The 24841-nt window shown below is 65.3% G+C and carries 24 protein-coding genes; 9 read left to right on the forward strand and 15 right to left on the reverse strand.

The genetic code is table 11. The features are described 5' to 3' along the window. Positions 1-52: 52 nt before the first annotated feature. Both N5C88_RS09780 and N5C88_RS09785 read right to left on the reverse strand, forming a co-directional pair. Entirely contained in the window at positions 53-964 is a 912-nt protein-coding gene (locus N5C88_RS09780) for a fumarylacetoacetate hydrolase family protein (protein ID WP_251878726.1), read from the reverse strand. 88 nt (positions 965-1052) lie between these two features. Beyond that, positions 1053-2177, reverse strand: coding sequence for a cupin domain-containing protein (locus N5C88_RS09785; RefSeq protein ID WP_059377411.1), 1125 nt, complete (start codon positions 2175-2177; stop codon positions 1053-1055). Positions 2178-2375: 198 nt separating this feature from the next. Between N5C88_RS09785 and N5C88_RS09790 the strand changes: the two genes are divergently transcribed. Both N5C88_RS09790 and N5C88_RS09795 read left to right on the forward strand, forming a co-directional pair. Continuing rightward, the gene (locus N5C88_RS09790) at positions 2376-2621 is read left to right on the forward strand and encodes a hypothetical protein (RefSeq protein WP_054455066.1); all 246 of its coding nucleotides are present in this window, start codon (positions 2376-2378) and stop codon (positions 2619-2621) included. A 180-nt stretch (positions 2622-2801) separates the two neighbouring features. Then, the gene (locus tag N5C88_RS09795; protein ID WP_280015243.1) at positions 2802-3794 is read left to right on the forward strand and encodes a tripartite tricarboxylate transporter substrate binding protein; all 993 of its coding nucleotides are present in this window, start codon (positions 2802-2804) and stop codon (positions 3792-3794) included. Between the two features lie 34 nt (positions 3795-3828). Here the strand turns inward: N5C88_RS09795 and N5C88_RS09800 are convergent, their stop codons facing one another. Beyond that, positions 3829-4749 carry a LysR family transcriptional regulator gene (locus tag N5C88_RS09800; RefSeq protein WP_059377405.1) on the reverse strand — a complete coding sequence of 307 codons (921 nt, stop codon included), beginning with the start codon at positions 4747-4749 and terminating at the stop codon, positions 3829-3831. 698 nt (positions 4750-5447) lie between these two features. Then, positions 5448-6347: an MBL fold metallo-hydrolase gene (locus N5C88_RS09805; RefSeq protein ID WP_280015244.1), complete on the reverse strand. Its 900-nt coding sequence runs from the start codon at positions 6345-6347 to the stop codon at positions 5448-5450. Positions 6348-6579: 232 nt separating this feature from the next. Between N5C88_RS09805 and N5C88_RS09810 the strand changes: the two genes are divergently transcribed. The 3 genes from N5C88_RS09810 to N5C88_RS09820 all read left to right on the forward strand — a co-directional run bounded on the left by N5C88_RS09810 (position 6580) and on the right by N5C88_RS09820 (position 9159). Continuing rightward, positions 6580-7458: an RNA polymerase sigma-70 factor gene (locus N5C88_RS09810; RefSeq protein ID WP_118933447.1), complete on the forward strand. Its 879-nt coding sequence runs from the start codon at positions 6580-6582 to the stop codon at positions 7456-7458. Positions 7459-7576: 118 nt separating this feature from the next. Then, positions 7577-8011 carry a cupin domain-containing protein gene (locus tag N5C88_RS09815; RefSeq protein ID WP_059377400.1) on the forward strand — a complete coding sequence of 145 codons (435 nt, stop codon included), beginning with the start codon at positions 7577-7579 and terminating at the stop codon, positions 8009-8011. Positions 8012-8154: 143 nt separating this feature from the next. Then, positions 8155-9159 (forward strand): LysR family transcriptional regulator, encoded by a 1005-nt coding sequence (locus N5C88_RS09820; protein WP_280015245.1) that lies wholly within the window; start codon positions 8155-8157, stop codon positions 9157-9159. 3 nt (positions 9160-9162) lie between these two features. Here N5C88_RS09820 and N5C88_RS09825 read toward each other — a convergent pair whose 3' ends face one another. From N5C88_RS09825 to N5C88_RS09850, 6 genes are all read right to left on the reverse strand, one after another. Then, complete coding sequence (locus N5C88_RS09825) at positions 9163-9657, reverse strand: Ohr family peroxiredoxin (protein ID WP_059377396.1); 495 nt, start codon at positions 9655-9657, stop codon at positions 9163-9165. Between the two features lie 20 nt (positions 9658-9677). Next, positions 9678-10433 (reverse strand): SDR family oxidoreductase, encoded by a 756-nt coding sequence (locus N5C88_RS09830; protein ID WP_059377393.1) that lies wholly within the window; start codon positions 10431-10433, stop codon positions 9678-9680. Between the two features lie 9 nt (positions 10434-10442). Then, entirely contained in the window at positions 10443-10922 is a 480-nt protein-coding gene (locus N5C88_RS09835) for a carboxymuconolactone decarboxylase family protein (RefSeq protein ID WP_118933468.1), read from the reverse strand. Positions 10923-11057: 135 nt separating this feature from the next. Continuing rightward, positions 11058-13583, reverse strand: coding sequence for a DNA ligase D (gene ligD / locus N5C88_RS09840; RefSeq protein WP_280015246.1), 2526 nt, complete (start codon positions 13581-13583; stop codon positions 11058-11060). Between the two features lie 2 nt (positions 13584-13585). After that, positions 13586-14509, reverse strand: a complete 924-nt coding sequence (locus N5C88_RS09845; protein ID WP_059377389.1) for a Ku protein — start codon at positions 14507-14509, stop codon at positions 13586-13588. A 182-nt stretch (positions 14510-14691) separates the two neighbouring features. Then, on the reverse strand, positions 14692-14871 hold the full coding sequence (locus tag N5C88_RS09850; protein ID WP_059377386.1) for a hypothetical protein: 180 nt from the start codon (positions 14869-14871) through the stop codon (positions 14692-14694). Between the two features lie 424 nt (positions 14872-15295). On the opposite strand from N5C88_RS09850, the gene N5C88_RS09855 reads away from it, so the two are divergent. The 3 genes from N5C88_RS09855 (at position 15296) to N5C88_RS09865 (ending at position 19035) form a co-directional block, all read left to right on the forward strand. Continuing rightward, on the forward strand, positions 15296-15472 hold the full coding sequence (locus tag N5C88_RS09855) for a hypothetical protein (RefSeq protein WP_165867897.1): 177 nt from the start codon (positions 15296-15298) through the stop codon (positions 15470-15472). Positions 15473-15577: 105 nt separating this feature from the next. Beyond that, on the forward strand, positions 15578-16861 hold the full coding sequence (locus N5C88_RS09860; RefSeq protein ID WP_280015247.1) for an HlyD family efflux transporter periplasmic adaptor subunit: 1284 nt from the start codon (positions 15578-15580) through the stop codon (positions 16859-16861). Further along, positions 16858-19035 carry a peptidase domain-containing ABC transporter gene (locus tag N5C88_RS09865; protein WP_280015248.1) on the forward strand — a complete coding sequence of 726 codons (2178 nt, stop codon included), beginning with the start codon at positions 16858-16860 and terminating at the stop codon, positions 19033-19035. Before N5C88_RS09860 ends, N5C88_RS09865 begins: the two co-directional genes overlap by 4 nt. Here the strand turns inward: N5C88_RS09865 and N5C88_RS09870 are convergent. Beyond that, positions 18974-19600, reverse strand: coding sequence for a response regulator transcription factor (locus N5C88_RS09870; RefSeq protein ID WP_118933440.1), 627 nt, complete (start codon positions 19598-19600; stop codon positions 18974-18976). The genes N5C88_RS09865 and N5C88_RS09870 overlap by 62 nt on opposite strands. After that, a complete protein-coding gene (locus tag N5C88_RS09875) occupies positions 19597-21426 on the reverse strand; it encodes a hybrid sensor histidine kinase/response regulator (protein WP_251878703.1) in 1830 nt (609 codons plus the stop codon). Before N5C88_RS09875 ends, N5C88_RS09870 begins: the two co-directional genes overlap by 4 nt. Positions 21427-21634: 208 nt before the next feature. Between N5C88_RS09875 and fdx the strand changes: the two genes are divergently transcribed. Further along, positions 21635-21973 carry an ISC system 2Fe-2S type ferredoxin gene (gene fdx, locus N5C88_RS09880; protein WP_059377373.1) on the forward strand — a complete coding sequence of 113 codons (339 nt, stop codon included), beginning with the start codon at positions 21635-21637 and terminating at the stop codon, positions 21971-21973. A 28-nt stretch (positions 21974-22001) separates the two neighbouring features. Here the strand turns inward: fdx and N5C88_RS09885 are convergent, their stop codons facing one another. From N5C88_RS09885 to N5C88_RS09895, 3 genes are read right to left on the reverse strand one after another with little or no spacing between them, the layout of a single operon-like run. After that, positions 22002-22850: an aldolase gene (locus tag N5C88_RS09885; RefSeq protein WP_280015249.1), complete on the reverse strand. Its 849-nt coding sequence runs from the start codon at positions 22848-22850 to the stop codon at positions 22002-22004. A gap of 13 nt (positions 22851-22863) precedes the next feature. After that, a complete protein-coding gene (locus N5C88_RS09890) occupies positions 22864-23844 on the reverse strand; it encodes an aldo/keto reductase (protein ID WP_280015250.1) in 981 nt (326 codons plus the stop codon). Beyond that, positions 23841-24827 (reverse strand): ABC transporter permease, encoded by a 987-nt coding sequence (locus N5C88_RS09895; protein ID WP_251879594.1) that lies wholly within the window; start codon positions 24825-24827, stop codon positions 23841-23843. Before N5C88_RS09895 ends, N5C88_RS09890 begins: the two co-directional genes overlap by 4 nt. Between the last annotated feature and the right edge of the window lie 14 nt (positions 24828-24841).

A 24841-nucleotide genomic window follows, 5' to 3' on the forward strand; every position in this document is an offset into this window, starting at 1 on the left:
TTTTCCCCTTGGAGACTGCGTTGCCCGCCGCCCGCGTCGGCGGCCGGGCGTTTTAGACCGCCACCACCGGATGGCGCAGCGTGCCGATGCCTTCCACGCAGGCCACCACCACGTCGCCCGGCCACAACCATTCCTGGGGCTTGCGTCCCGCGCCCACGCCTTCCGGCGTACCGGTGGCGATGATGTCGCCCGGTTCCAGCGTGATGCCCGCACTGATATCCGAGATCAGGAACGGCACCTTGAACAGCATGTGCCGCGTGTTGGAGCCCTGCTTCTTCTCGCCGTTGACCGTGAGCCACAGGTCCAGCACCTGCGGATCCGGGATCTCGTCGGCGGTCACGATGCACGGGCCGAAGGGCGCGTAGGTGTCCATGCCCTTGGAATAGATCCACTGGCCGGCGCGGCGGCAATCGCGCGCGCTCATGTCCAGCATCACGCTGTAGCCGAACACGTACGACAGCGCATCGGCCTCGGCCACGCGCGAAGCGCGGCGGCCCATGATCACGGCCAGCTCCACTTCCCAATCCAGCTGCTGCGTGATCTTGGCGTTGTGCTCGATGGCGTCGCCCGGGCCGATGACCGTGGTGGGCGGCTTGGAGAAGATCACCGGCTGCTTGGGCAGGTCGGCCGAGGTATCCAGCGTGCGGCTGGATTCCTCCACGTGCTCCACGTAGTTCAGGCCGATGCCGAAGATGTTCTTGCGCGGACGCGGAATCGGCGCCAGCAGCTTGACGTTCTCCTGCGGCAGCGCGCTGCCCACGGGCCAGTTGCCGCGATAGGCCTCCATCAGCTTGCTGGCCTGCGCCACCGCCACGGGACCGAGGTCGATGAAAGCCAGCATGTCGTCAGGCAGGTCCACGCCGCCGGCGCGCCCCAGCAGGGCCAAGTCGATCACATAGCCTTCGGCCAGCGCGCCCAGGCGGGCAGCGGCGGTGGGGTGAGCGCGAAAAGTTACCAAGCGCATAAGAACTCCATTGATTCAGGACGAGTTGAGTCAAGCGCGCGGGCCAAGCCCGCGCGGCGGATGAAAATTCGGGAGGGAACGGGCGGCGCTAGATCAGCACTTGATGGCCGTCGTTTTCCTTGACCGCTTCTTCGCGGTAAAGCGCCAGCGCGCGCATCACGGGCAGGTCGTTGAAGCTGAACAGGCAGGCGTCGTCGTTCGATGAAAGATTGACGTGTTCATGGATGGCCCACGAGGGCACGCAGAAGATATCGCGCTCGGTCCAGTCATAGCGCTTGCCGTCGATGATGGAATAGCCGCTGCCCTTGGCCACCTGGTAGATGAAGCTGCCGGTATGGCGGTGGGCCTTGGTGTGCTCGCCGGGCCGCAGCAGCTGCATGCTGGCGCCGATGGTGGGCATGACCGGGCCGCCCGTGGCCGGGTTGACGTATTCGAGCAGGATGCCGTCGTAGGGGCTGCCCGCAGTGGTGCGCGCATAGCGGCGCAGCGCCTCGTAGGTGGGCTCCCATTCGTACTTGAAGAGCGGCGAATAGGGCTTGGTCCAACCGGACACCTGGGGCCGTAGCGCCGGATTGGCCCAGGCTGCGCTGGTGTCGTCGACCGGATAGGTCACGGTCTGGTTCAAGTCGGGATGCACGGCATAGAAGCCGGCTTCCATGGCGTTGACCAGCGGGATGTCCAGGCCGTCCTGCCAGATGCAGGTGGTGCCGTCTTCGGCCACGCCATGCTCGTGCCAGGTGCCGTTGGGCGTCAGCACGAAATCGTTCGCGCCCAGCGTCATCTTGTGGCCGTCGACCACCGTGAAGGCGCCCCGCCCTTCCATGATGAAGCGCAGCGCCGAATGCGAATGCTTGTGGGCGGAAGCCAGTTCGCCCGGCTTCATGACCTGCAGGCCCGAGTACAGCCAGCCCACGGCGGCGGCCACGTCGCGCCGGCCCGGGTTGTTCAGGTAGATCACGCGCCGGCCCGCCTCTTCGGGCGAAACCAGCTCGGACGAACGCAGCACGTGGCCGCGCAGGTCCTGGTAGCGCCACACCACCGGCACCGAGGCAGACCGCGGCGCCCACGGTTCGATCTTGTTCGCCACCGTCCACAGGGCGCCCGTCTCCAGGCGGGCCAGCTCCTGGTAATAGGCGATCAGCTCGGGCGAGTCGGCCACATTGGCGCGGCCTATGGTGTCCTCGCGGTACGCGTCATAGCGGTTCGCTTCCATCCCTTGCCTCTTTTTATAAAAGTTCGAATATTTTCGAAAATAATAGAGGCCAGCTGAAAATCGGGCAACGAGTGCGCGCTAGGGGTTTTCCCAGGCCGCCTGAAAATTGTTGGCGCGCGGTCAAACAATACTGTACAAAAACACAGTACAACGTGATACATTTCGCTCGCCCAAAAAACTGTCGTCCAGGAGAACCCTGTGTCAGAAGCTGCCCATCTCGTCCAGTACATCGTCGTTCCCTACCGCGCCGCCGCCGATGGCGTCGCGCCCGGTGAAATCCGCGCCGCCAGCAGCGAGTTCGGCGCCATACGCATCGCCAACTCCATGGCCTCCAAGTTCGCCGGCGTCGCCGCCTACGAAGTACTGGTGGACAAGGAAACCGGCGACATGGAATCGCCGCGCATCCTCGCCCAGATCGGGACCGTACCGGCACTGGACGATTGAACGCGAGTCCACCGTGCGGCGTCGACCCCGGCCCGGCGGCAACGACTGATCGCCGCTGGGCCGTGTCATGAATTTTCTTTGATTGGAATGAATATTTTCTAGCTTCACTAGGGCAAGGATGTCCGACAGGATGCGGGGTTACGTGCAAATCGCCTACCCACCTTGCCACCAAGAAGCCGCATGATCCGCCAACTCCCCTTGCTCCGCGCCACCACGGCCGGACTCCTGTCCCTGGCTTGCGCCCTGACGCATGCGGCGCATTCGCCGGAGTCCTCCGACTGGCCGAGCAGACCCGTGACGCTGGTCGTGCCTTTTCCCCCAGGTGGCGGCAATGACGCAGTAGCGCGCCAGATCGCAGGCCCCGCAGGCCAGGCGCTGGGCCAGCTTCTGGTCGTCGAAAACCGGCCGGGCGCGGGCGGCACCATAGGCTCTGCGACCGTCGCCCGGGCACACCCCGATGGCTACACGCTGCTGCTCTGCTCGACCAGCAGTCTGGTCGTGGCAACAGCGCTCTATCCCAGCTTGCCGTACCGCGTCGAGGATCTGGCTCCGGTCGTCCATATTGCCGATACGCCGACGGTCTGGGTGGCCGATCCGGGCGTATCCGCCACCAATCTCCAGGAATTCATCGCGGCCGCCAAACAGGCGCCCGGCAAATACGGCTACGCCTCGGGCGGCACGAACACCATGCCTCATCTTGCAGGCCGGACGATCAGCGCGCGCAATGGCCTGAACATGCTGCACGTGCCGTACCGCGGATCCACGCCCGCCTATGCGGATCTCGCCACGGGACGCGTGAACCTGATGATGGACAGCATTATTTCAGCGCTGCCCTTCATCGAGTCTGGCCGTGTCAAGGGACTGGGCGTCAGCGCCGATCAACGCCTGCCGCAGATGCCGTCCGTACCGACCTTGGCCGAACAGGGCCTGGACGACTTGGGCTTCGTGGGCTGGGTAGGTATTTGCGCGCCGCGCGACACGCCGCATGAGATCACCGCCAAGGTCGCTCGCAGCGTGCAGCAAGCATTGGCCCAGCCCTCGTTGCGGGAAACGTTTGCGCGGCAGATTGCGAAACCGGTGGGTAACGGCCCCGACGCGTTTGCGCAGAAGATACAGCGCGATACCGTGGCGTGGCGGCAGATCATCGCGGCGTCTCAAACGGGCCAGGATTGAGGCACAGGCAGCACACGCCGAAGCCCGGCTGCGCTCAGGCGGCTAGCGTCGGCCCGTTCGCCATGCCATCCGAGACCAGCCTGGCGACCTCGCAAATGCAATCGACCATGGCTGCGCGCAGCGGAATCGAGGGTTGGTCGACATAAGCGGCAAAGTAGGTCTGCTTAGGAAATGGCATGGAAAATGGCAGCCGCACAAGCTTGCCCGAATCGAGCTCCCCGCGGATGAGCTCGATCGGCAAGACCGCGTATCCCGCGCCTGCAACGGCCAACCGCAGCATGACCGACAACGATCTCAACACGATCAGCTTGAAGCCTTGCATCTGAGGAGACGAAAAATAGCTGGCGATGGCAGAGTACAACAGCGAATCCACCGGATAGGACAACAGAGGCAGCCGCTTCAAGTGGTTCACCGACGGCTCGACATCGCCGCGCATCAGGCTTGGGCTGCAGACCCAGACGTAGTCCAGCTCGAGCAACTGCCGGTTTACCACCATCGGCTCTTCGATGCTGCCCAGCAACAGCCCGATGTCGAGCGTGCCCTCACGCAATTGCTGCCGTATGTCCGTGCTGGTCAAAGACTGCAGGTGCACGGTGACGTTCGGCCATTGTCTGCAGAGGGCGGCGGCCATGGGCTCGAGTATCGCTTCCGCAACGGTCCCGCTCATGCCGATGCTGATCTGGGTAAGCCTTACGTCCGTGGTCGCGAACCGGCTGGTGAAGGCTCTCGCATGTGCCAGCAGTTCTTCCGCAGGGCCAAGCATTTCTGCGCCTATCGGCGTCAAGCTCAGCTGCTTGCCCTTCTCCCGCACAAAGACCCTTACGCCCAGCTCTTCCTCGAAGGCCGCAATGCGGGCGGAAATGGCCGCCTGGGACGCGTGGAGTTCTTCCGCGGCCAAAGTCATTTTCTTGAGCCTGGCGGCTCGGACAAACGTTTCCAGAAACCGGAGATTCATGCGTGGATATCCTAAGCCTGAGATACACCCCTGTCCCTCCGGCCAGCGGCGGAACAGTCCCGGTCAGTATCGGGATGGGTTATCAGAATCCGAAGGGGCTGGGCTCCCCTGCTGCGACGCACCAATACACTCGCCGGATTGGCGAACGACGGCCGACTTTGGAAGAAAAACAAGGACCGTTAACCCGTTTTTCTCATGGCCCGCAGACGTTGGTATACGCCGACGGGCCTAAATGCAAAGCGGGAGACGATGCTCCCGCTCATAATCCCAAGCGATTGATTTTAACTAAATTTCCGGACTTTAAACACGAAATACCCCTATCAAAACTTCGTGTTTTTTCTCGTATCCCGCCCTTGTGAGACTGCGTCAATCGGCATGCAACCATGAAACTCGACGGCTGCAGCATTCCGCATGTTTCACTGCAACAAATTTCGCCATCATCGGCATCCTGACGCCGGACTCATGTCTCGCTTTATCAAGCATTTATGGATTTATGCAGACACCTCGTCCGGACAAATCAACACAGAAGTCGCTGTCCAAATTTCCAATAATCAGCAATAAACAATCATTGCCTGAATTCGAAATTCGTCACGCGCAGAGTTAATCAAACGTATCCAAACCGGCCCGGCCGTTGACCGGCCGAGGGCCAATGCGCGTCGCCGACGCCCAGCCTTTGCAGAATGGGCGTCTCAGCGCACTCAAAAATCCCAGATGACCGGCACCCAGCGGAACGCGTCGCCGTCAACCGCGACCCGCCCGAGGGACGGAAACGGCAAGTGGGCGGCGACCAGCAACCCACGGTTCTGCGCCAACTCCTGGAACAGACCGAGACGGACGCGGGCCGATTCCTCGGGGTCGTGCTCGAAGCCGTTGTGCCATTCGGGATGGTCGAATGCCACCGGGAACATGGCGTCGCCAGCGAAGGTCAGCCGTTCGCCGCCCGAGACCAGATCAACCACGCTGTGTCCGGGCGTATGGCCGCCTGTCATGCGCACGATGACGCCCGGCGCCACCTCATGCCGGTCTTCGAAGAGTCGCAGACGGTCGCGGTATTCGTTGTAGAAGCTGGTGGCGGTCGACTTCAGCACCGCAGGCACCGGCTTGGGCATGACGGTGTGCGAGAAATCCGGCGAAGTCCAGAACGCCACTTCGGTCGCGGACACGTGGATGCGCACATCCGGACGCAAGCGTTCCTTGACGCCGGGTACGAGCAGCCCACCCACGTGGTCCATGTGCATGTGCGTGATGATCACGTCGGTCACGGATTCCAGCGCGATGCCGGCGGACTCGAGCCGCTGGGGAAACAGCCCGGCGCGCGGAAAGCCCGCGAACTGCCCGCCCAGTCCCGCATCGATGAGTATGGTCTGATCGCCGCTGCGCGCCACCATCACGTTCAACGGCCAGTCGAACGCGTCGGGCGGCATGAACATGTGTTCCAGCCAGGCCGCGAGATCGGCGGGATCGGCATTGGTGGCCATCGTCGAGGTCGGCAGCGGCAGCACGCCGTCGCTGACGACCAGCGCGTCGATGTCGCCGATCTGCAGCGCGTAGCGCGACGGCACCAGGTCGATGGATTCGGTGTTTTCAATGGCAAACATGGCGGTATCTCCAGGAAGGTGCGCCACCAAGGTGGCGGCGCGGAGGCTTCTGCGCGTGGCGAAGTTGGGAGGATCGTAGGTCTGGCTCTTCAGGCGCGGTAGGCGTGTGCGGGGAAGCATGCTGTTGTGCGATCCGCACCAATTCGCGGCGGTTCCTTACTCTTGTTCTGCCCACGCCGCTACGGCAAAATGCCCTGCCTCCCGTCCTTCCCTCCAAGCGTTGGCCCACTCCATGACCGGCTCCGTGACCTTGTTCGACCGCCATCGCCCGCGCCTCCACGCGATCGCCTATCGCATGCTGGGTTCGGTGGCCGAGGCGGAAGACGTGGTGCAGGACGCCTGGCTGCGCTGGCATGGCGCCGACCGCGCCACGCTGGAGAACCCCGAAGCCTGGCTCGTCACCGTCACCACCCGTCTGGCGATCGACCGCCTGCGCGCCGCCCGTGCGGAACGGGAAAACTATGTGGGCGTCTGGCTGCCGGAACCGATGCTGATGGCCGCGCCCTCCACGCCCGAACAGATCCATGAACTCGCCGACGATGTGTCAGTGGCATTTCTGTTCATGCTGGAGCGCCTGTCGCCGGACGCCCGCGCGGCCTTCCTGATGCGCGAGGTGTTCGACGCCGACTACGAGGACATCGCGCAGACCCTGGACAAGACCCAGGCCGCGGTCCGCCAGCTGGTGCGGCGCGCCAAGCAGCAATTGCGCCAAGGCACCCCGCGCGAGGCCGTGCCGCGCGCGACGCTGCATCGGCTGCTGCTGACCTTTGCCGACGCGATGGACCGCAGCGACTTCCACGGCCTGCATGCGCTGCTGAGCGACGACGCCGAACTCATCGGCGACGGCGGCGGCAAGGCCACCGCCTTTGCCAGCCTGGTGGGCGGCAAGCGGCTGGCGCAGCTGTTCTACGCCGGCAAGCGCCGCTACCGCGAGGCGCTGCGCACCGAAGTGGTCCAGGTGAACGGACAATGGACGCTGCTGCGCTTTATCGATGGCGAGCTTGAATCCGTGCAGTCCTACGAGACGGACGGCAAGCGCCTGACCCGGATTCTGGTGCAGCGCAATCCGGACAAGCTGGCCCGCATCGCGGCCGCGCTGGCGCAACGCTGAGGCCGCCCGCGCCGGCGTTGGTGCATGAGGGGCAACATGGTGATCCCTTGCACGGACCTACCGCCGCGCCGCCCGCGCTTCTACGATGGACCTGTCACCCATCCACTCAGGACAGGCCATGCCGAAACTCACCAAACTCGCGTTGTCTTTCATCGCCGCCGGCACGCTGCTGGGCCAGCCCGCCCATGCCGCATCGCACCACGCGGCGTCCGCCGGCAAGCCGGCGGATCCCATCGTCACCGAAGTAATGAGCAAAGACCTGCCGGACATCCCCGGCCGCGATGCCGTGATGCTCGTCGTCGACTATCCGCCCGGGGCGGCCGACCCCCTGCACCGCCATGACGCCTCGGCCTTCGTCTATGTACTGGAGGGCAGCATCGTCATGCAGGTCAAAGGCGGCAAGGAAGTGACGCTGACCCCGGGCCAGACCTTCTACGAAGGGCCGGACGACATACACACCGTGGGCCGCAATGCCAGCCAGACCCAGCCGGCCAAGTTCGTGGTCGTGCTGATCAAGAAAAAGGGCGCTCCCGCCCTGATCCCCGTTCAATAGGGGACACGCACTTATCCCATCCTGGCCAGCCCCGGGCGCCGCTCGCCCGAGGTTGGCCTATTTTTTTTTCCGCGGCAGCGTCACAAAACCGGCCTGCCCCACGTCTTAGGGGGTAGGATCAACCAACTTGCGCCGCTGCCACCATGCCTACCCCTCTCCCCGCCTCCCCGGTTACCTCTCCCGCGAACGGCCCGGACTCCCTGGCCGACAGCTTCGCCACCAGCTATGCCGGCGTCATGGCCTTCCTGGCCGTCGCGGCCGAGGGCAACTTCGCCAAGGCCGGCGACCGGCTGGGCATAGGCCGTTCGGCAGTCAGCCGCAGCGTGCAGAAGCTCGAAGACCAGCTGGGCGTGCGGCTCTTCGTGCGCACCACGCGCAGCACCTCGCTTACCGCCGAGGGGCAGCGCTTTTACGAACAATGCCATCCCGGCGTGGAACGGATCATCCAGGCCCTGGACAATATGCGCGACCTGCGCGAGGGTCCGCCTTCCGGCCTGGTGCGCGTCTGTTCCACCGTGGGGTTTGGCCGCAAGATCGTGGCGCCCCTGCTGAAGGCGTTCCGCCAAGCGCATCCGAACATCTCGGTGGAGCTGCTGCTGGATGACGGCCCGACCGACTTCACCACGGACCGCGTCGATGTGTCGTTTCGCAACGGCCGCATGGAAGACAGCCAGGTGATCGCCAAGCAAGTGATTCCCATGCAGATGATGCTGTGCGCCTCGCCCGACTATGCCGCCAGGCATGGACTGCCGCTCAGCGTCGACGAGCTATCCAGCCACAGCTGCGTGAATTTCCTGCTGGCGTCCGGCCGCGTATTCGAATGGGAGTTCAAGGTCGGCGGCCATCTGCGCAAGTTCGCGCCGCCCGCCATGCTGACCTTCAACGATGCCGATCTGGTCTTGCAGGCGGTGCTGGACGGCCATGGCATCGCGCAGATGGCGGCCTATCAGGTCTGCGAGCATCTGCGCGCAGGCACGCTGGTCGCCTGCATGCCGCAGTACTCGCCCGACGACCGCGGACACTACTTATGCTTTCTGAGCCGCCAGCACCTGCCGGCGCGCATGCGTGTCTTCATCGACTTCATGACCGAAGGCATCCGCGCGCAGGATCTGCTGATCATCGACAGCCTGCTGTCGAAACAGGCCTGAGCGCTATTGGGTCAGGGCCACCACGCTCTGGATCCCGCCCTGGGCCATCTTGGCGTACGGACACAGGCGTTCCGTATTGCGCACCAGTTCTTCGGCGACCGGCGCAGGCACGCCTGGAAGGTGGATGTTGACGTCCGCCGTCAGCGCGAAAAAGCCGTCGACGGGGTCCCGGCCGAACGAGATGGTGGCCGTCACGGCAGCGTCCGGGATGGCCAGACCGGCACGTTCGGCCAGCATGCCGAGCGCGCCATGGAAGCACGCCGCAAAGCCGGCGGCGAATAGCTGTTCAGGGTTGGTGCCCCCGCCCGTGCCGCCCAGCTCCACCGGCAGGCGCAGTTCCACCACCAACTCGCCATCGTCCGAAATGGCCATGCCGGAGGCCCGTCCATCCGCAGCCTCCCCGCCGCGCACCGTCACGCTGGTGGTGTACAGGGCATGGAAATCCTTCCCCCGGTACTTGTCCAGGAGACGCTGGGAAGGAGGCCGCGGTTTGCTCATGAAGGTCCTTGTGCCCGCCGCTACTTTCTTGCGCCCGAACGGCTGAACCAGGTTTCGAAGCCGATCTTGCCCAGCCGTGGGCCGGCTCCCGGAACCAGCGTGTCGTCGTGGAGCTGCGCGCCGAAGTAGCGCGCGCCGGCGTCCGCCCGCACGGTGCGCGCGTCGCCGATCTTGGCCATGTAGCGCTGCGCCAGTTCGGCCAGTCGCACCCGCTCGGGGCCGGCGATTTCCACGATGCCGTTCACTGGCGGCGCCAGCGTGGCATCGGCCATGGCCAGGGCCACGTCGTCCGACGCTATGGGCTGGACGTAGGCCGGCGACAGCCGCACCTCCGTCCCTTCGGTACCCGACTGCACGATACCGCCCAGGAATTCGAAGAACTGGGTGCTGTGCACGATGGTGTACGGGATGCCGGCAGCCACGATCAGCGCCTCCTGCGCGATCTTGCCGCGGAAGTAGCCGCTTTCGGCCAGGCGCTGCGTGCCGACCACCGACAACGCGACGTGGTGGCGCACGCCGGCGCGGGCCTCCGCCGCCAGCAGGTTGCGCCCCGAGGTCTGGAAGAATTCCAGCACGGCGCGGTCTTCGAACGACGGCGAGTTGGCAACGTCGACCACCGTGTCGACGCCGGCGAGCGCGGCATCCAGGCCCTCGCCGGTCAGCGTGTTGACGCCGGTAGCGGGGGACGCGGCAATTGCCTCATGACCGCGCTCAAGCAGCAGTTTGACCAGTTTGGAGCCGATCAGGCCCGTGCCGCCGATAACCAGGATTTTCATGATGGTTCCTCAGTTGAACTTGGCTTTATCCAGGCCATAGGCCTTGTCGGCCGAACCCGGCACGGTGCGGAAACCCACGTTCAGGCGGTTCCAGCCATTGATCGCCATGACCGCGAAGCTAAGGTCCGAGATTTCCTTTTCGGACAGCTGCGTGCGGACGCGTTCATAGATCTCGTCGGGCACGCCCTGCGCGCCCAGCGTGGTCAGCGCTTCGGTCCAGGCCAGGCAGGCGCGCTCGCGCGGCGAGAATTCGCCGGATTCGCGCCAGATCGCCACGTGGTGCAGGCGCAGCTCGCCCTCGCCGTGGATCTTGGCATCCTTCACATGCATGTCCAGGCAGAAGCCGCAGCCGTTGATCTGCGAGGCGCGGATTTCGACCAGGCGCAGGATCGGCTGCTCGATCGCGCCGGACTTCAGCAGCATGCCGAATTCGACGAATTTCTTGAATAGTTCGGGCGATTGCGCAAAGGCATTCAGGCGTTGACTCATGGTGACTTCCTCGATGGGTTGAACGACGCCCAAATCGTAGGTCTGCCCGCAGAACGGCAGTAGGCCCGCGGAGGGGACCATGATGTTGCCGCGGCGGCAACAATCGTCAGCGCGCGCTGACGGCCATGCCGGGCGTCAGGATCGCGGCTCGACCCCGAGCTGCTTCATGGCCCGGCCGATGGCCTGGGGCGCGTAATCGTCCCAAGGCTCGTTGCCCGCATCCAGGCGGGTGTGGATGTTGGCGATGGTCCATTGCGCCGACCCTTTCAGCCCCGCCAGTTCGTCCCAGCGGACGGGTACGGACACGCCCAGGCCGGGCCGGGCGCGGGCCGACCAGGCCGCCACCGTCGTGGCGCCGAAGCCGTTGCGCAGGTAATCGGCGAAAATCTTGCCCACACGGTTCTTGGGACCGCTCTTGGCGACGAACAGCTTCGGCAGCGTTTGCGCCAGATGGCGCACCATGGCTTCGGAAAAGTCCTTCACGGCGTCCCAGCCGTATTGCTTGCGGATCGGCACGACCACATGCAGCCCCTTGCCGCCGCTGGTCTTCAGCCAGCCATGCAGGCCCAGTTCCTGCAGCAGCACGCGCACCAGTTCCGCGCCCTGCTGCACCGCAGGCCAATCCACCCCTGCTCCAGGGTCCAGGTCGAACACCATCCGGTCCGGCTTGCCGATCGCGGTCTTGAGCGCATTCCACGTGTGGAACTCCACGACGTTCAGCTGGGCAGCAGCGAGTATCGCCGCTACGTTCGATATTTCCATGAGCGGCGGATGCCCCGGGTACAGGCGTTCAGGCAGCGCAAGCACCCCCGGGATGGAAGACTCCGAATGCCGCTGGAAGAAATGCTCGCCCTCGATCCCCGCGGGCGCCCTGACGAACGAAACCGGGCGGCCGCGCAGGTGCGGCATCATCAGCGGCGCCACCAGCGCGTAGTAGCGCGCCAGGTCGAGCTTGGTCGCGCCTGAAGAGGGATCGATGACGCGATCGGGATTGGACAGCTTCATCCCCTTCGCAGACGTTTCAGCGCCCGCTTTTATGGCTTTGGCGGGGCGATTGCGGGTGGATATCTTTTCAGCCGGCATGGCAACCTCGCGCGTGATCTTCTTGGGTGGTTTGTCAGTCCGCAGCCCGCGGAAGGTCGAATGGCGTACATGGCCGTCGCCAGTCCATTCTCCGAACGAAACCTCACCTACCAGCGTAGGCTGGACCCAGTGGACCTGCTTGAGGGCGCGCGGCTTGCCTTGGGTCAACGCGCTGGCTTTTTGTTCGATGCCGGCCAGCTTACGATGCAGGTCCTGCAGCGTCTTGTCGTCGAACCCTGTGCCCACGTTGCCGGCGTAGCGCAGCCCGCCATCCGGCTCATGCACCGCCAGCAGCAGCGCGCCGAAGCCCTTGCGGCTGCCCTTGGGCTCGGTGTAACCCACGATGACGAACTCCTGGCGTCTGGTGCACTTGATTTTGATCCAGTCGTCCGTGCGGCGCGACACGTAGGGCGCGGACAGCCGCTTGCCGATGATGCCCTCCAGGCCCAGCTTGCAGGCCGAAGCGACCAGGTCTGCCGCCGGCTTGTCGAAGGCCTCACTGAACTTCACGTGCTTGCCCTGGCTCGTGGCGATGATCCGCCGCAGCAGATCCCGCCGCAGCCTGAGCGGCTCGTCGCGCAGATCGCGCCCCGTGACGTAAGGCAGGTCAAACGCATAGAAGACGATGTCCGCCGTACTCGCGGCATCGAAGGCGTTCTGCAAGGCCTGAAAGCTGGGTACGCCTTCGCGCGTCAGCACCACGATCTCGCCGTCGATCCAGGCATTGGCGATCTGCAGCGCCGCCAGCTCCTGGGCCAGGCGCGGCATCCTGGCCGTCCAGTCGTGGCCGTTGCGCGTGTACAGCTTCACGCTGCCGTCGTCCAGCCTGGCCAGGATCCGGTAGCCGTCGAACTTCATTTCGTAGGACCAGTCGTCCGCGCCCCGCGGCACGCCCTCGACCAGGGTGGCCAGCTGAGGTTTGAGCGATGCAGGCAGGGCGGCGGCCTTGCCCGGTAACGCTGCCACGGCTGCTGCCGCCTTCGCGGCGCGGATTGGCGGTTCGCTGCGCGCAGTCGCCGCCTTCTTCTTGCGCAACGGCACCACGCTGTCCGGTAGCTCGTCCACCACGCTGAAATCCCGCTCAGGCCGCGCGTACTCGTCGCTTTCCTTGATCAGCAGCCAGGGCGGCTGGCGCTCGCCCTCTTTGCCCTTCATGCGGATCAGCGCCCAGCGCCCGCGCATCTTCACGCCTTCGAGCGTGAACTTCAGATGGCCAGCCTTGTATGCCTTCCGGGGATCGCCGATCGGAGTCCAGCGCCCCTCGTCCCAGATGATCACCTTGCCGGCGCCATACTGTCCCTCGGGGATGGTGCCTTCGAACTGGTTGTATGCGATGGGATGGTCTTCGACCTGCACCGCCATGCGTTTGATGGAAGGATCGAACGACGGCCCCTTCGGCACTGCCCAGCTTTTCATCGCGCCGTCCAGTTCCAGGCGGAAGTCATAGTGCAGGTGGCTGGCCCAGTGTTTTTGAATCACGAATGCCAGGCCTTCACCGCCAGAATCGCCGCCGTCCGCAGGTTCGGGCGTGACGGCGAAATTGCGCTTCTCGCGATATTTCTTCAGGCTGTCTGCCATCGCTAGGCCGCCTTTTTCGCCTGCCTGGCGCTCTTGGCCGCCTTCTTCGCGGGCGCCTTCTTCACGGCGGCGCTGCGCGGCGCGGCTTTCTTCGCGGGCCTGGCATCGGCTTTGGCACGCCCCTTGGACGCCCCGCCGCGCAGGCTGCGCTGCAGCAGCTCGGTCAGATCGATCACGTTATCCGCATACGCCGGCGCTTCCTCCTGCGGCTCGACCACGGTTTCCGTCTTGCCCGCCTTTACCTTCTTTTCCACCAGCCCCATGATGGCCGCCTTGAATTCGTCCTGGTAATCGGCCGGGTTCCACTGCGCCGACATCTCGTCCACGAGCATCTTGGCCATCTTCAATTCGGCCGCGCTGGGCGACATGCTCTTGGCACCGGCCTTGGGCAGATCCAGGTCCTCCACGGACTTCACGTCGTCGCCCCAGCGCATCAGGTTCAGGACCAGCGCGTCTCCCATCGGAATCAAGGCCGCCAGATGCTGCTTGGTCTGGATCACGACCTTGGCAATGCCGATCTTGCCGCTTTTCACCAGCGTGTCGCGCAGCAGCGCGTAGACCTTTTGCCCCTTGTTGATCGGAGCAACGTAATAGGGACGTTCCAGATACACGAACGAGACTTCGGACGCCTCCACGAATTGCTGGATTTCGATGGTCTGGGTGGTGCGCGGATAGGCTGCCGCGATTTCATCGGGCGAGATGATGACGTACTGGCCGTCCTCGTACTCGACCCCTTTGACGATGTCCTTGGATTCGATCTCCTTGCCCGTGCGCTTGTTGATGCGCTTGTAGCCAACCGGGTCCATCGACCGGCGGTCCAGCCAGTCGAAATCCACGCCCGATTCCGTCGTGGCGGTATGCAGGCCCACGGGAATGTGGACCAGGCCGAAGGTGATCGCGCCCTTCCAGATGGTTCGCGTGGCCATGAGCATTCTCCCAGAAGATGGGCGCGCGGCCTCGCCTGCGGGCCCAAACAAGCCGCCAGGGCTGTGCGGAGTAGGCTGAGCAGCAAATTCCGTGCCTGGGGCTTCGGCTTCGACCGTCCCGTTGTCTCTGGATTATGGCCTCATGGCGGCATGGCTGGGAACCATGCCGCCTGATCCCGCGTTCAACGATAGAAGCTCGCCTTGGTCACGGACGTGGCATTCACGCGCCCGCCTTGCGGGCCGGGAACCCCCGGTTTCTTGCCATTTGCACCGCCGCTGACCGCCTGGATTTCCTCGGCGCTCAAGGGGCGGATCTGATCCCCGGCAGTCTGCTGCCGGTTCGTTTGCTCCGTTTTCTTCATGTCCTGCTCCTGCTGTGCTGACGAAGGAAGCCGCGCCAGCGTCGGCCAAGCCTCAGCGGACGGACCGCGCTGGCCTCCTGGTCCCAAGGACCGGAACACCGACGCGCCGGCCGTCGAACGGCCCGACGCGGACAGTAGCAGTGGAGCCGCAGCGCCGAATCGGTCTTTGGTCGTAGGCACGCAAACGATCCGTCTCCCGTCCCGGCCGGCGCGAAACCGCGCCGGTCAGACCGCCGGATTTCCGTCCCTACGACTAAAGACCGATGCGCCTGCACTGGTGCGCTGCTACTGTCCGCCCCGAGCATGCCAGTGTTTGGGAGCTTGGCTTCCCGTTTGCAGCGCATCGCGACGGGCGCCTCGTTTCGGACGATGCTCGGCCGACGCTGGCGCGGCTTCCTTCGTCAGCACGCAGCAGGAGATAGAGATGGAAAAAACTGAACAACCCGATCCGCAGCGCGACGCGGAACAACAGATCAGACCCTTGAGCGCCGAAGAAACCCAGGCGGTCAGCGGCGGCTGGGGACCGAACCGTAACACCATCACCTTTGCCCCCCAGAAAGGCAGCTTCCCCGCCGGCAAGACGGTTTACATGCCGAAGTAGTCAGTCGGAATCCCGGCCGCATCGGACGGATGCCCCGGCTGACATCCGATTTCATGGCGCGGCGGCGCGTTCGCCGCGGTTTTTTTCCACCATGCCGGCCGGCTTTTGCTCACCACGCTTTCCTGGGCTGCCTCCAACGCCGTGACGCTCTATCGCAAACAGGCGCTTGCCGCACAACGCTCCGTCGGGCTGGGCGATATCGTCCTGATCCGGCCGGTGTCGTTCGCACTGGTCACCGCCGTGCTGGCGGGTTTCGTGCTGGCCGTCTGTCTCTTTCTTGCCTTTGGCTCGTACACCAAACGCGCGACCGTGAGCGGCCAGCTGGCGCCCGACACCGGGCTCATCAAGCTTTACGTGCCGCAGGCCGGCATCGTGCTTGAACGCCGGGTCCAGGAAGGCCAGCATGTCGCCGCTGGCGAGGTGCTCTACGTGGTGTCGGGCGATCAGCAAAGCGCCCTGGGCGAAACCCAGGAGGCGATCAGCGGCCAGATCCGGCAGCGCGAAGAAAGCCTGCGGCTGGCGCGCCAGAAGACGCTATTGCTGCAGCAGGGCGAACACGACAACCAGGCCACGGCAATCGCCAGCCTGAAGGCCCAGCTGGCCGCCATGGACAGCCAGATCGAGGGGCAGCGCGCCCGCATCAAATTGGCCGAAGACAGCGCGCGCCGCTATCACGGCCTGATGGAAAAAGGCTATCTGTCCGCCGAGGAAGCCGACCAGAAGCGCGCCGAACTGCTGGAACAGCGCAATCAGCTGCAGGCGCTGCTGCGCGACCGCATCGGGCTGGCCATGGACCTGTCCAACCGCCAGGCCGCGTTGGCGGACCTGTCGTTGCGGCAACAGAACCAGCTGGCGCAGCTGGACCGGGACATGGCCGACATTGCCGTGGACCTCAGCCGCAGCGAAGCCAGGCGCCGCGTCGTCATCTCCGCCCCCCAGGCGGGCGTCGCGACCGCCGTCACCGCCGCGGCGGGCCAGGCCGTGGACGCCAAGCGGCCGCTGGCCACCATCGTCCCCGACGGCGCCCGCCTGCAGGCCGAACTGCTGGCGCCCAGCCGCGCCGTCGGCTTCGTCGCGCCCGGCGACCAGGTGCTCATGCGTTTCGCGGCCTACCCGTATCAGACCTTCGGACAGCAGTCCGGCGTGGTCCAGACCGTGACGCGCACGGCCTTGCCCGAATGGCAACTGAATGAAGCCGCCGCGAATGGCGATGTGCAGGAGGATCTGTACCGGATCACGGTGTCGCTGGATACCCCTGCGCGCGGCCCCCACGGAGAGGCGCTGGCGCTGCGGCCCGGCATGCGGCTGGAAGCGGACATCCTGCAGCAGACGCGCCGCCTGTACCAATGGGCGTTCGATCCCGCCCAGCGGCTGTCGGGGAAACTATGAACATGCTCGAACGCCTGACGCTGGGAGTCAAACGGCGCGTGCCCAGGCTGCTGCAGACCGAGGCCGCCGAATGCGGCCTGGCCTGCGTGGGCATGATCGCGGGCTATCACGGCCATGAGCAAAGCCTGGCCACCCTGCGCGGCCGCTTTCCCGTATCGCTCAAGGGCGCGACGCTGGCCACCCTGATCCACGTCGCCAGCCAGCTGGGATTGGCGTCGCGGCCGGTCAAGGTCAGCCTGGGCGCCTTGGGCAAGCTGAAGCTGCCCTGCATCCTGCATTGGGAGTTCAATCACTTCGTGGTGTTGACGGCCATCAACGGCCGCTCGGCCACGCTGATCGATCCTGCCAGCGGCACGCGCAAATGCTCCATCGGCGAACTGTCCGCATCGTTCACGGGAGTCGCGCTGGAACTCTGGCCCACGCCCGACTTCCAGGAGGCCCGGGATCACAAGCGCGTGCGGTTGCGCGAGCTGACCGGCAGGGTTTCCGGCCTGGGCGGCGCGTTCTCGCAGGTGCTGCTGCTGGCGCTGGCGCTGGAAATCCTCACCGTGGTCCAGCCGTTCTTCCTGCAATGGGTGGTGGACCATGTGCTGAACACCGGGGACCGGGATCTGCTGACCACGCTGGCGCTGGCCTTCGGACTGCTGATGATCATGAAGCAGCTGACTTCGGTGGCGCGCAGCTGGATGCTGATGGTCATGGGAACCACGCTGAACCTGCAATGGCGCACCAACGTCTTCACGCATCTACTGCGCCTGCCGGTGGCTTACTTCGAGAAGCGGCACCTGGGCGACGTGGTGTCGCGCTTCGGCGCCATCGACGCCATACAGCGCACCGTGACGACGTCCTTCCTGGAGGCGTTGCTGGACGGCCTGGTCATGCTGATCACGCTGGTGCTGATGTTCCTGTACAGCCCGCCCCTGGCATGGATCGCGGTGGGCGCCATGGCCTTGTACGGACTGGCCCGCTGGTCCGGCTATGCGCCGCTGCATTACGCCACCGAAGAGCACATCGTGCACGCCGCCAAGGAGCAATCGCATTTCCTGGAAACCGTGCGGGGCGTCAAGGCGATCAAACTGTTCCAGCATCAGGACGACCGGCGCTCCCGCTGGCTGTCGCTGTTGGTCAACGAGATCAACGCCGACCTGCGCGTGCAGAAATGGACGTTGTTCTTCCGCACGTTCAACGGCTTGCTGTTCGGCCTGTCCTCCATCGCGATACTGTGGCTGGGCGCAAGACTGGTGCTGGACGGCCAGTTCACCGTGGGCGCCCTGCTCGCCTTCATCGTCTACAAGACCTTGTTCGACCAGCGCGTGGCGGCGCTGCTGGACAAGCTGGTGGAGGTGAAGATGCTGCGGCTGCAAGGCGAACGCCTGGCCGACATCGTGCGCGAAACACCCGAGCCGGTCGACGAAAGGTTGCCAGTGCAGGATGAGCACCCGCGCTCGCCCGTCATCGAAGTCCGCAATCTGCGCTTCCGGTACGGGCCGCAGGAACCGTATGTGCTGGACGACATCAGCTTCAGGATCGAGCCTGGCGAGTCGGTCGCGATCACCGGGCCTTCCGGCGGCGGCAAGACCACTTTGATCAACATCCTGCTGGGCGTCCTGACGCCGACCGACGGTGAAGTGCTGATAGACGGCGTGCCGGCGCGAGGCGCGGGCGCCGCCGCCCTGCGCCGCATCGCGGGCACGGTATTACAGGACGACGTCCTCTTCGCCGGATCCATCGGCGAGAACATCAGCTTCTTCGATCCGCAATACGACCCTGACCGCGCCAGCCGCTGCGCCGCAATCGCCGCGATCCACGACGACATCAGCGCCATGCCCATGGGCTACAACACGCTGGTGGGAGACATGGGCACGGTGCTGTCGGGCGGCCAGAAGCAGCGGGTGCTGCTGGCGCGGGCGCTGTACAAGCAGCCCGCCATCCTGTTCCTGGACGAGGCCACCAGCCACCTGGACCTTGAACGCGAACGGATCGTCAACACGGCCATCGCCAGGCTCGACATGACGCGGGTGATCGTGGCGCACCGGCCCGACACGATCGCGGCAGCCGGACGCGAGATCTCGCTCGTGGCCGGCAAGGTCGCCAGCGACAGCGGACAGCCGCCTAGACCGGCTTCCCGAACACGCCGCCGCGCCGCGCCACTAGCGTCGCCTGCGTACGATTGAGCACGCCCAGCGTGCCCAGGATGGCCGACACGTGCGTCTTGACGGTCTTCTCGGTCATGTTCAGCCGTTCCGAGATTTCCTTGTTGCGCAGCCCGTCGCACATCAGGCACAGCACCTCGACCTGGCGCGGCGTCAGCGCGCGCAGCAAGGCCGCTTCGTCCTGGTCACCTGCGGACAACGCGCTGCGCTGCGGTGGCGCCGCCTCGCTGACCGCTTCCAGCGCGGCGGCCAGCTCCTGGCAGCTGGCGGACTTGTTCAGGAAGCCCTGCGCGCCAGCTTCCAGCGCCCGGCGCATGTCATCGGGATCTTGCGAGGCCGACAGCACCAGGATGCGCAGCTGCGATCGGCGCTGACGCAAGCGTTTGAGCAGGTCGGCCCCGGCCATGTCGGGCAGATAGAAATCCATGATGACGTGCTGGATCGCGGTATGCCGGTCCAACACCTCCAGCGCTTCCTGGCCGCTGGCCGCGGGATGAATCGTCAAGCCGGGCACGCCCTGGCCCAGCGCCATCACCAGCGCTTCGCGGAACATGGCGTGGTCGTCAACCAATAACACTGCCGTCATTCGGCATCTCCGGTAAGGGACGCAGCCGCTCTGGCATGCAGCAGGCCCGTCACGTGCTCGCGCAGGGCCTGGACTTGCACGGGCTTGTGCAAGAGCGGCACGCCGCGCTCGGCGGCTTCCGTCAGGCGCGCCGGATCGGTGTCGCCGCTGACCAGCAAGGCAGGCAGATCGGGATCGTTGTATTCCTCGCGCAGCCTTTCGATCACGTGGATGCCGGTCTCGTGTTCGCGCAGCCGGTAATCGGTGACGATCAGGGCAGGCGTCTCGGCCAGCGGCAGCACGCGCTCGAACAGCGCATTGCCGCTGGTCGCGGCGATGACGCGGCAGCCCCAGCTTTCGAACAGCATGGACAGGCCCGCCAGGTTCTGCGCGTCGTCGTCCACCAGCAACGCCAGCTTGCCGCGCAGGCTGTCTTCGCTTGCAGCCGCCCGGGGCAGTCCTACATTGGCATCCGTGATCGAAAGGCCTGCCGCGGCCGGATCCGACAGCGGCGCCGTGACCGTGAAAACCGTGCTGCGGCCTTCTTCCGAGCGCAGCGCCAGTTCGTGGGCCAGCAGCCTGGCGGTGCGGCGCACGATGGCCAGGCCCAACCCCAGGCCCTTGCTGCGGTCGCGCTCGGGATTGGCCAGTTGATGGAACTCCCAGAAGACGCGCTCCTGCTCGGCCTTCGGGATCCCCGGGCCGTTGTCCCAGACCTCGATGCGCAATCGGCTTCCGCGCCTGCGGCAGCCCACCAGGACGCGGCCGCCGTCGGAGTGCACGATGGCATTGCTGATCAGGTTGCGCAGCATGCGCTCCAGCAGCACGGGATCCGAACGCACGCTGGCCGCGCACGCGCGCACCCGCAGCCGTATCCCCTTCTCGCCCGCCTGCGGCGCGTACTCGGCCTTTAGCTGGTCCAGCAGCGGCTGCATCCTGAACGTCTCGAAACGAGGCTCGATGACGCCGGCGTCCAGCCGCGACAGGTTCAGCAAGGCGTCGAACAGATGGCCCATCGCCGACAGCGCGCTGGTGATGTTATCGACCAGATAGCGTCCGTGCCGGGACAAGGGCTCGTTGGCCAGCAGGCCCAGGAACAGGTTCACCGCGTGCACGGGCTGGCGCAGGTCGTGGCTGGCCGCCGCCAGAAAGCGGGACTTCTCCAGGTCGCTGCGTTCGGCGGCTATCTTCTCCTGGCGCACCTGTTCCAGCAGCGCCAGGTTCTCATAACCCAGCCGCAGCGCGTCCAGGTGGGTGCGGTTCATGCGATGGATGAAGGCCAGGGTCGCGATCAGATATGCGAGACCGCCCGTCACCAGCGCCAGATGGATGGCGGAAGGCTGCGCCGCCAGCGCGATGAACATCGGTGCGAAGGCCGGCACCTCGAACGCGTACATCACCGGCAGCATCATGTAGTTCGAATAGATGGCGCCGGTGCCCAGTCCGAACAGGATGACGATGAAGAACAGCTGGTATTCCAGCGGGACGAAAAAGGTCCAATAGGCGAACGGCAAGCCCCACAGAATGCCGGAACACAGGTTGCCGGCCAGCATCCGGCGCACCCAGCGCTGCGCCGACGTCGGATCGGTGCGATGGCGGTCGTAGGCCACCACTGCGGCCCAGCGCAGCGCGCCCACCATCAGCGTGGCGCCCAGCCATAGCAGGATCTCGTGCTGGGGCAGCACGCCGACCAAGGCGAATGCGGAAAAACAGGCGCTGATCAGCGACCCGGCCAGGGCGAACGGAAAGCTTCGGCGCAATGCGTCGACCTGCACCTGATGGATGCGGGCGGCATAGGACGAACTTGGCGGCGCGGAAGCGGAAGTCTGACCGATGGCGGGCTGCAATGGCGTGGGATGTTACGTGCGAGGGACCTGCCGCTTGTGCAGGCACGGATCGAAACGTGTGCGGATTTTAGACCGATCGTGTGGATTTCCACAGGGTTCTCGCGCATTTCTGGCGGCCTTGACATTCCAACGTTGGTAAGCCCCAGGCTTCTCTCACGCCACTACGCCTTCCTTTGAACAGGGAGACGTCCTTGAACAGGAATCAGATATGCCCAAGATCACCGTACTCCCACACGCAGAACTGGCGCCCGAAGGCGCCGAGCTGGAGGTGCAGGCCGGCGCCACGATCTGCGAGGCCTTGCTGGCCAACGGCATTGCAATAGAACATGCATGCGACATGAGTGCCGCCTGCACCACCTGCCATTGCATCGTGCGCAAGGGTTTCGAATCCTTGAACGAAGCGAATGAGTCCGAAGAGGATCTGCTCGACCGCGCCTGGGGATTGGAAGCGCAGTCCCGCCTGAGCTGTCAGGCGATCGTCGCGGAGGAAGACCTTACCGTCGCCATTCCCAAGTACACGATCAACCATGCCAAGGAGGAGCACTAGGAACCGTGCGGCCGAAGCGCCGCGCGCCCTATCGGCCGCCTGCTTCGTAAAGGCCCCACGCCTGCCTGGCGCTGGCGTCGTCATGGATCATGGCCATCAGCGCCCGCACCACTGAGGACGGATCGGCGTGCTGGTAGACATTGCGGCCGTATACCAGCCCCACCGCGCCTTCATCCAGCAATTCGCGCGACCGTTCGAAGACCTGGCGCAGGTCTTCGCGGCCGCCGCCGCGCACCAGCACCGGGCAGCGCGCCGCCTGCACCACGCGATGGAAATCGCGCGTGGCGGTGGTGGGGTCGGCCTTGACGATATCGGCGCCCATTTCACGCGCCAGCCTGACCAGCGTGACGATCTTCTCGGCGTCGCCATCGACCATGTAGCCGCCGCGCGCGGAGTGCGGGGCCATGACCAGGGGTTCGATCATCAGCGGCATGCCGTAGCGGTCGCAGTCCGCACGGACTCGCGCGATGTTGGCGACGCATTGGCGAAACAGGTCGGGTTCGTCCGGCAGCATGAACAGGTTGACCACCACGCAGGCCGCGTCTATCTGAACCGCAGGCAGCACCGGGTCCTGCTCGTTCTGCAGCACGGCCCACATGACGCGATGGGTCGTGGCGTTGTAGGGGTTGCCCATGTCCAGGCGCATGACCAGCGCGGGCTTGTCCCGGCCTGGACGCTGCTGCAGCAGGTCGGCCTGGCCGTAGTTCAGCTGGATGGCGTCGGGCCGCGCCGCGGCCAGCTGTTCCATCACGGCCGGCATGTCCTCCAGTCCGGACAGGAAGCTGGGTTCATTGCAAACGCCGTGGTCGACGGCGATGTCCAGGCAACGGCCGCCGTTCAGCAGCCGGTTCAGACGCGCTTCTTTTCTGTGCAGCATGGGAATTCCTTGTTCAATCCAGTGTTTGCAGGTGGCGCCCGGCCGCCTGGTCGATGGCGCCGAGGTCTTCAGGCGAGAGTTCCAGCGCGGCGGCGCCGGCGTTCTGCATGGCCTGCTGCGGCGTGCGGGCGCCGCACAGCGCCACGGACACGCCGCCTGGGCGCGTGGTCCAGGCGATCATCAGCTGCGAAGCCGAGCAGTCCAGCCGCTGGCGCAGCGGCTCCAGTTCCGCGAAGAAGCCTTGCAGCCGGCTGCGGTTGGCGACGCTGAAGCGGGGGTTGCCGGCACGCTGGTCGTCGCCGGTAAAGCGGCGTTGCGGATCGATGGGGCCCGCCAGCAGGCCGAGCGCCAGCGAGGAGTACCCGAGGATGCCGACGTTGTGGCGGCGGCACAGCGGCATCAGCGTGGCTTCGATCTCGCGGTCGATCAGGCTGTAGCGTTCCTGGATGGCGTCGACCGGGCCATGGCGCAGGTATTCCGTCAAGGTGCCGGGATCCACGTTGCTGACGCCGATGGCGCGGATCTTGCCTTGCCGCTTCAGATCCAACAGGGCGTCCATGGTCTCGGCGACGGGCGTGCCGGCGTCCTGCCAATGGGTGATGTAGAGGTCGATATAGTCCGTCTGCAGCCGCGCCAGGCTTTGCTCCACTTCGTGGAAGATGGAGGCGCGGCCCAGGTGGCGGTGCACGGCCTGGCCCTCCTCGTCGAAGAAATGCTCGCCCTGGCGGGTGTGCCAGACCAGTCCGCATTTGGTGGCGATGACGGCTTGCTGGCGGCGCCCCTTGAGGGCCTGGCCGACCAGGCTTTCGGCATGCCCCAGGCCATAGGCAGGCGCGGTGTCGATGAGCCGCACGCCCGCGTCGAGGGACGCCTGGATGGCGGCAATGGCGGCCGCGTCGTCCCCGCCGCCCCACATCCAGCCGCCCATGGCCCAGGTGCCCAGGCCGACGGATTCGCAGACGATGCCGGACGCGCCCAGTGTTGTAGTCTTCATCGGGAAACCTTTTTGACGTTCATGAGATGGTCGACGGTGACGGCGCCCAGCAGGATCAGCCCCTTCACGACGTCTTGCCAGTACGGCGACACGTCCAGCAGGATGAGCGAGCTGGTAACGACCGACAGCAGGGCCAGGCCCAACACCGCGCCCAGCACGGTGCCCGAACCGCCCTTGAGGCTGGCGCCGCCGATCACAACCGCCGCGATGACGTTGAGTTCCATGCCCACGCCGAAGTTGGGCGTGGCAGCGCCGAAGCGGGCCGTGTAGACCACGCCGGCGACGCCGGCCAAGGTCGAGCACAGCACCGTGACCCAGAACTTCACGCGGCCGGTGCGGATGCCGGCATAGAGCGCCGCCTTTTCATTGCTGCCGGTGTAGAACACCTTGCGCAACAAGGAGGCGCGGCGCAACGCGAAGTCGCTGACGACGACGATGGCTGCGAAGATCAGGATGACGGCGGGTATGCCAGCGATGGATCCCTGCCCGATGAACTTGAACTGCGGGGGCAATGAGAACAGCGATTGCGGCGTACCCTGGGTAATTGCCAGGCACAGGCCGCGCACGATCACCATGAACGCCAGCGACGCGATGAAATGGCTGAGGCCGATGCGCGTGACGCAGCCGCCGATAAGCGCGCCCACCATCGTGCAGACGGCGATCGCGGCCAGGCTCGCGGTCCATGGGTCCAGCCCCAGCAGGAAGAGCTTGCCGGTGATGACCATGGCCAGGCAGACCACCGAGCCCACCGACAAGTCGATGCCGCCGACGATGACCAGAATGGTCATGCCGACCACCACGATGCCTTCGATGGAAAACGACAGCAGCATGGCGCGCACGTTTTCCCAAGTCAGGAAATGCGGCGATGCGAAACTCATGACGACGCACAACGCGGCAATGATCAGCAGCAGTCCCGCTTCGCGGAAGCTGCCCAGCCGGCGCCCTGGGCGGGGCTCCGTCGGCAGGCCGGCGGCGGGAGGCATCAGGACCGCTTGCG

The sequence above is a fragment of the Achromobacter sp. GD03932 genome (genome assembly GCF_029839485.1).
Taxonomy (GTDB): Bacteria; Pseudomonadota; Gammaproteobacteria; order Burkholderiales; family Burkholderiaceae_B; genus Achromobacter; species Achromobacter bronchisepticus_A.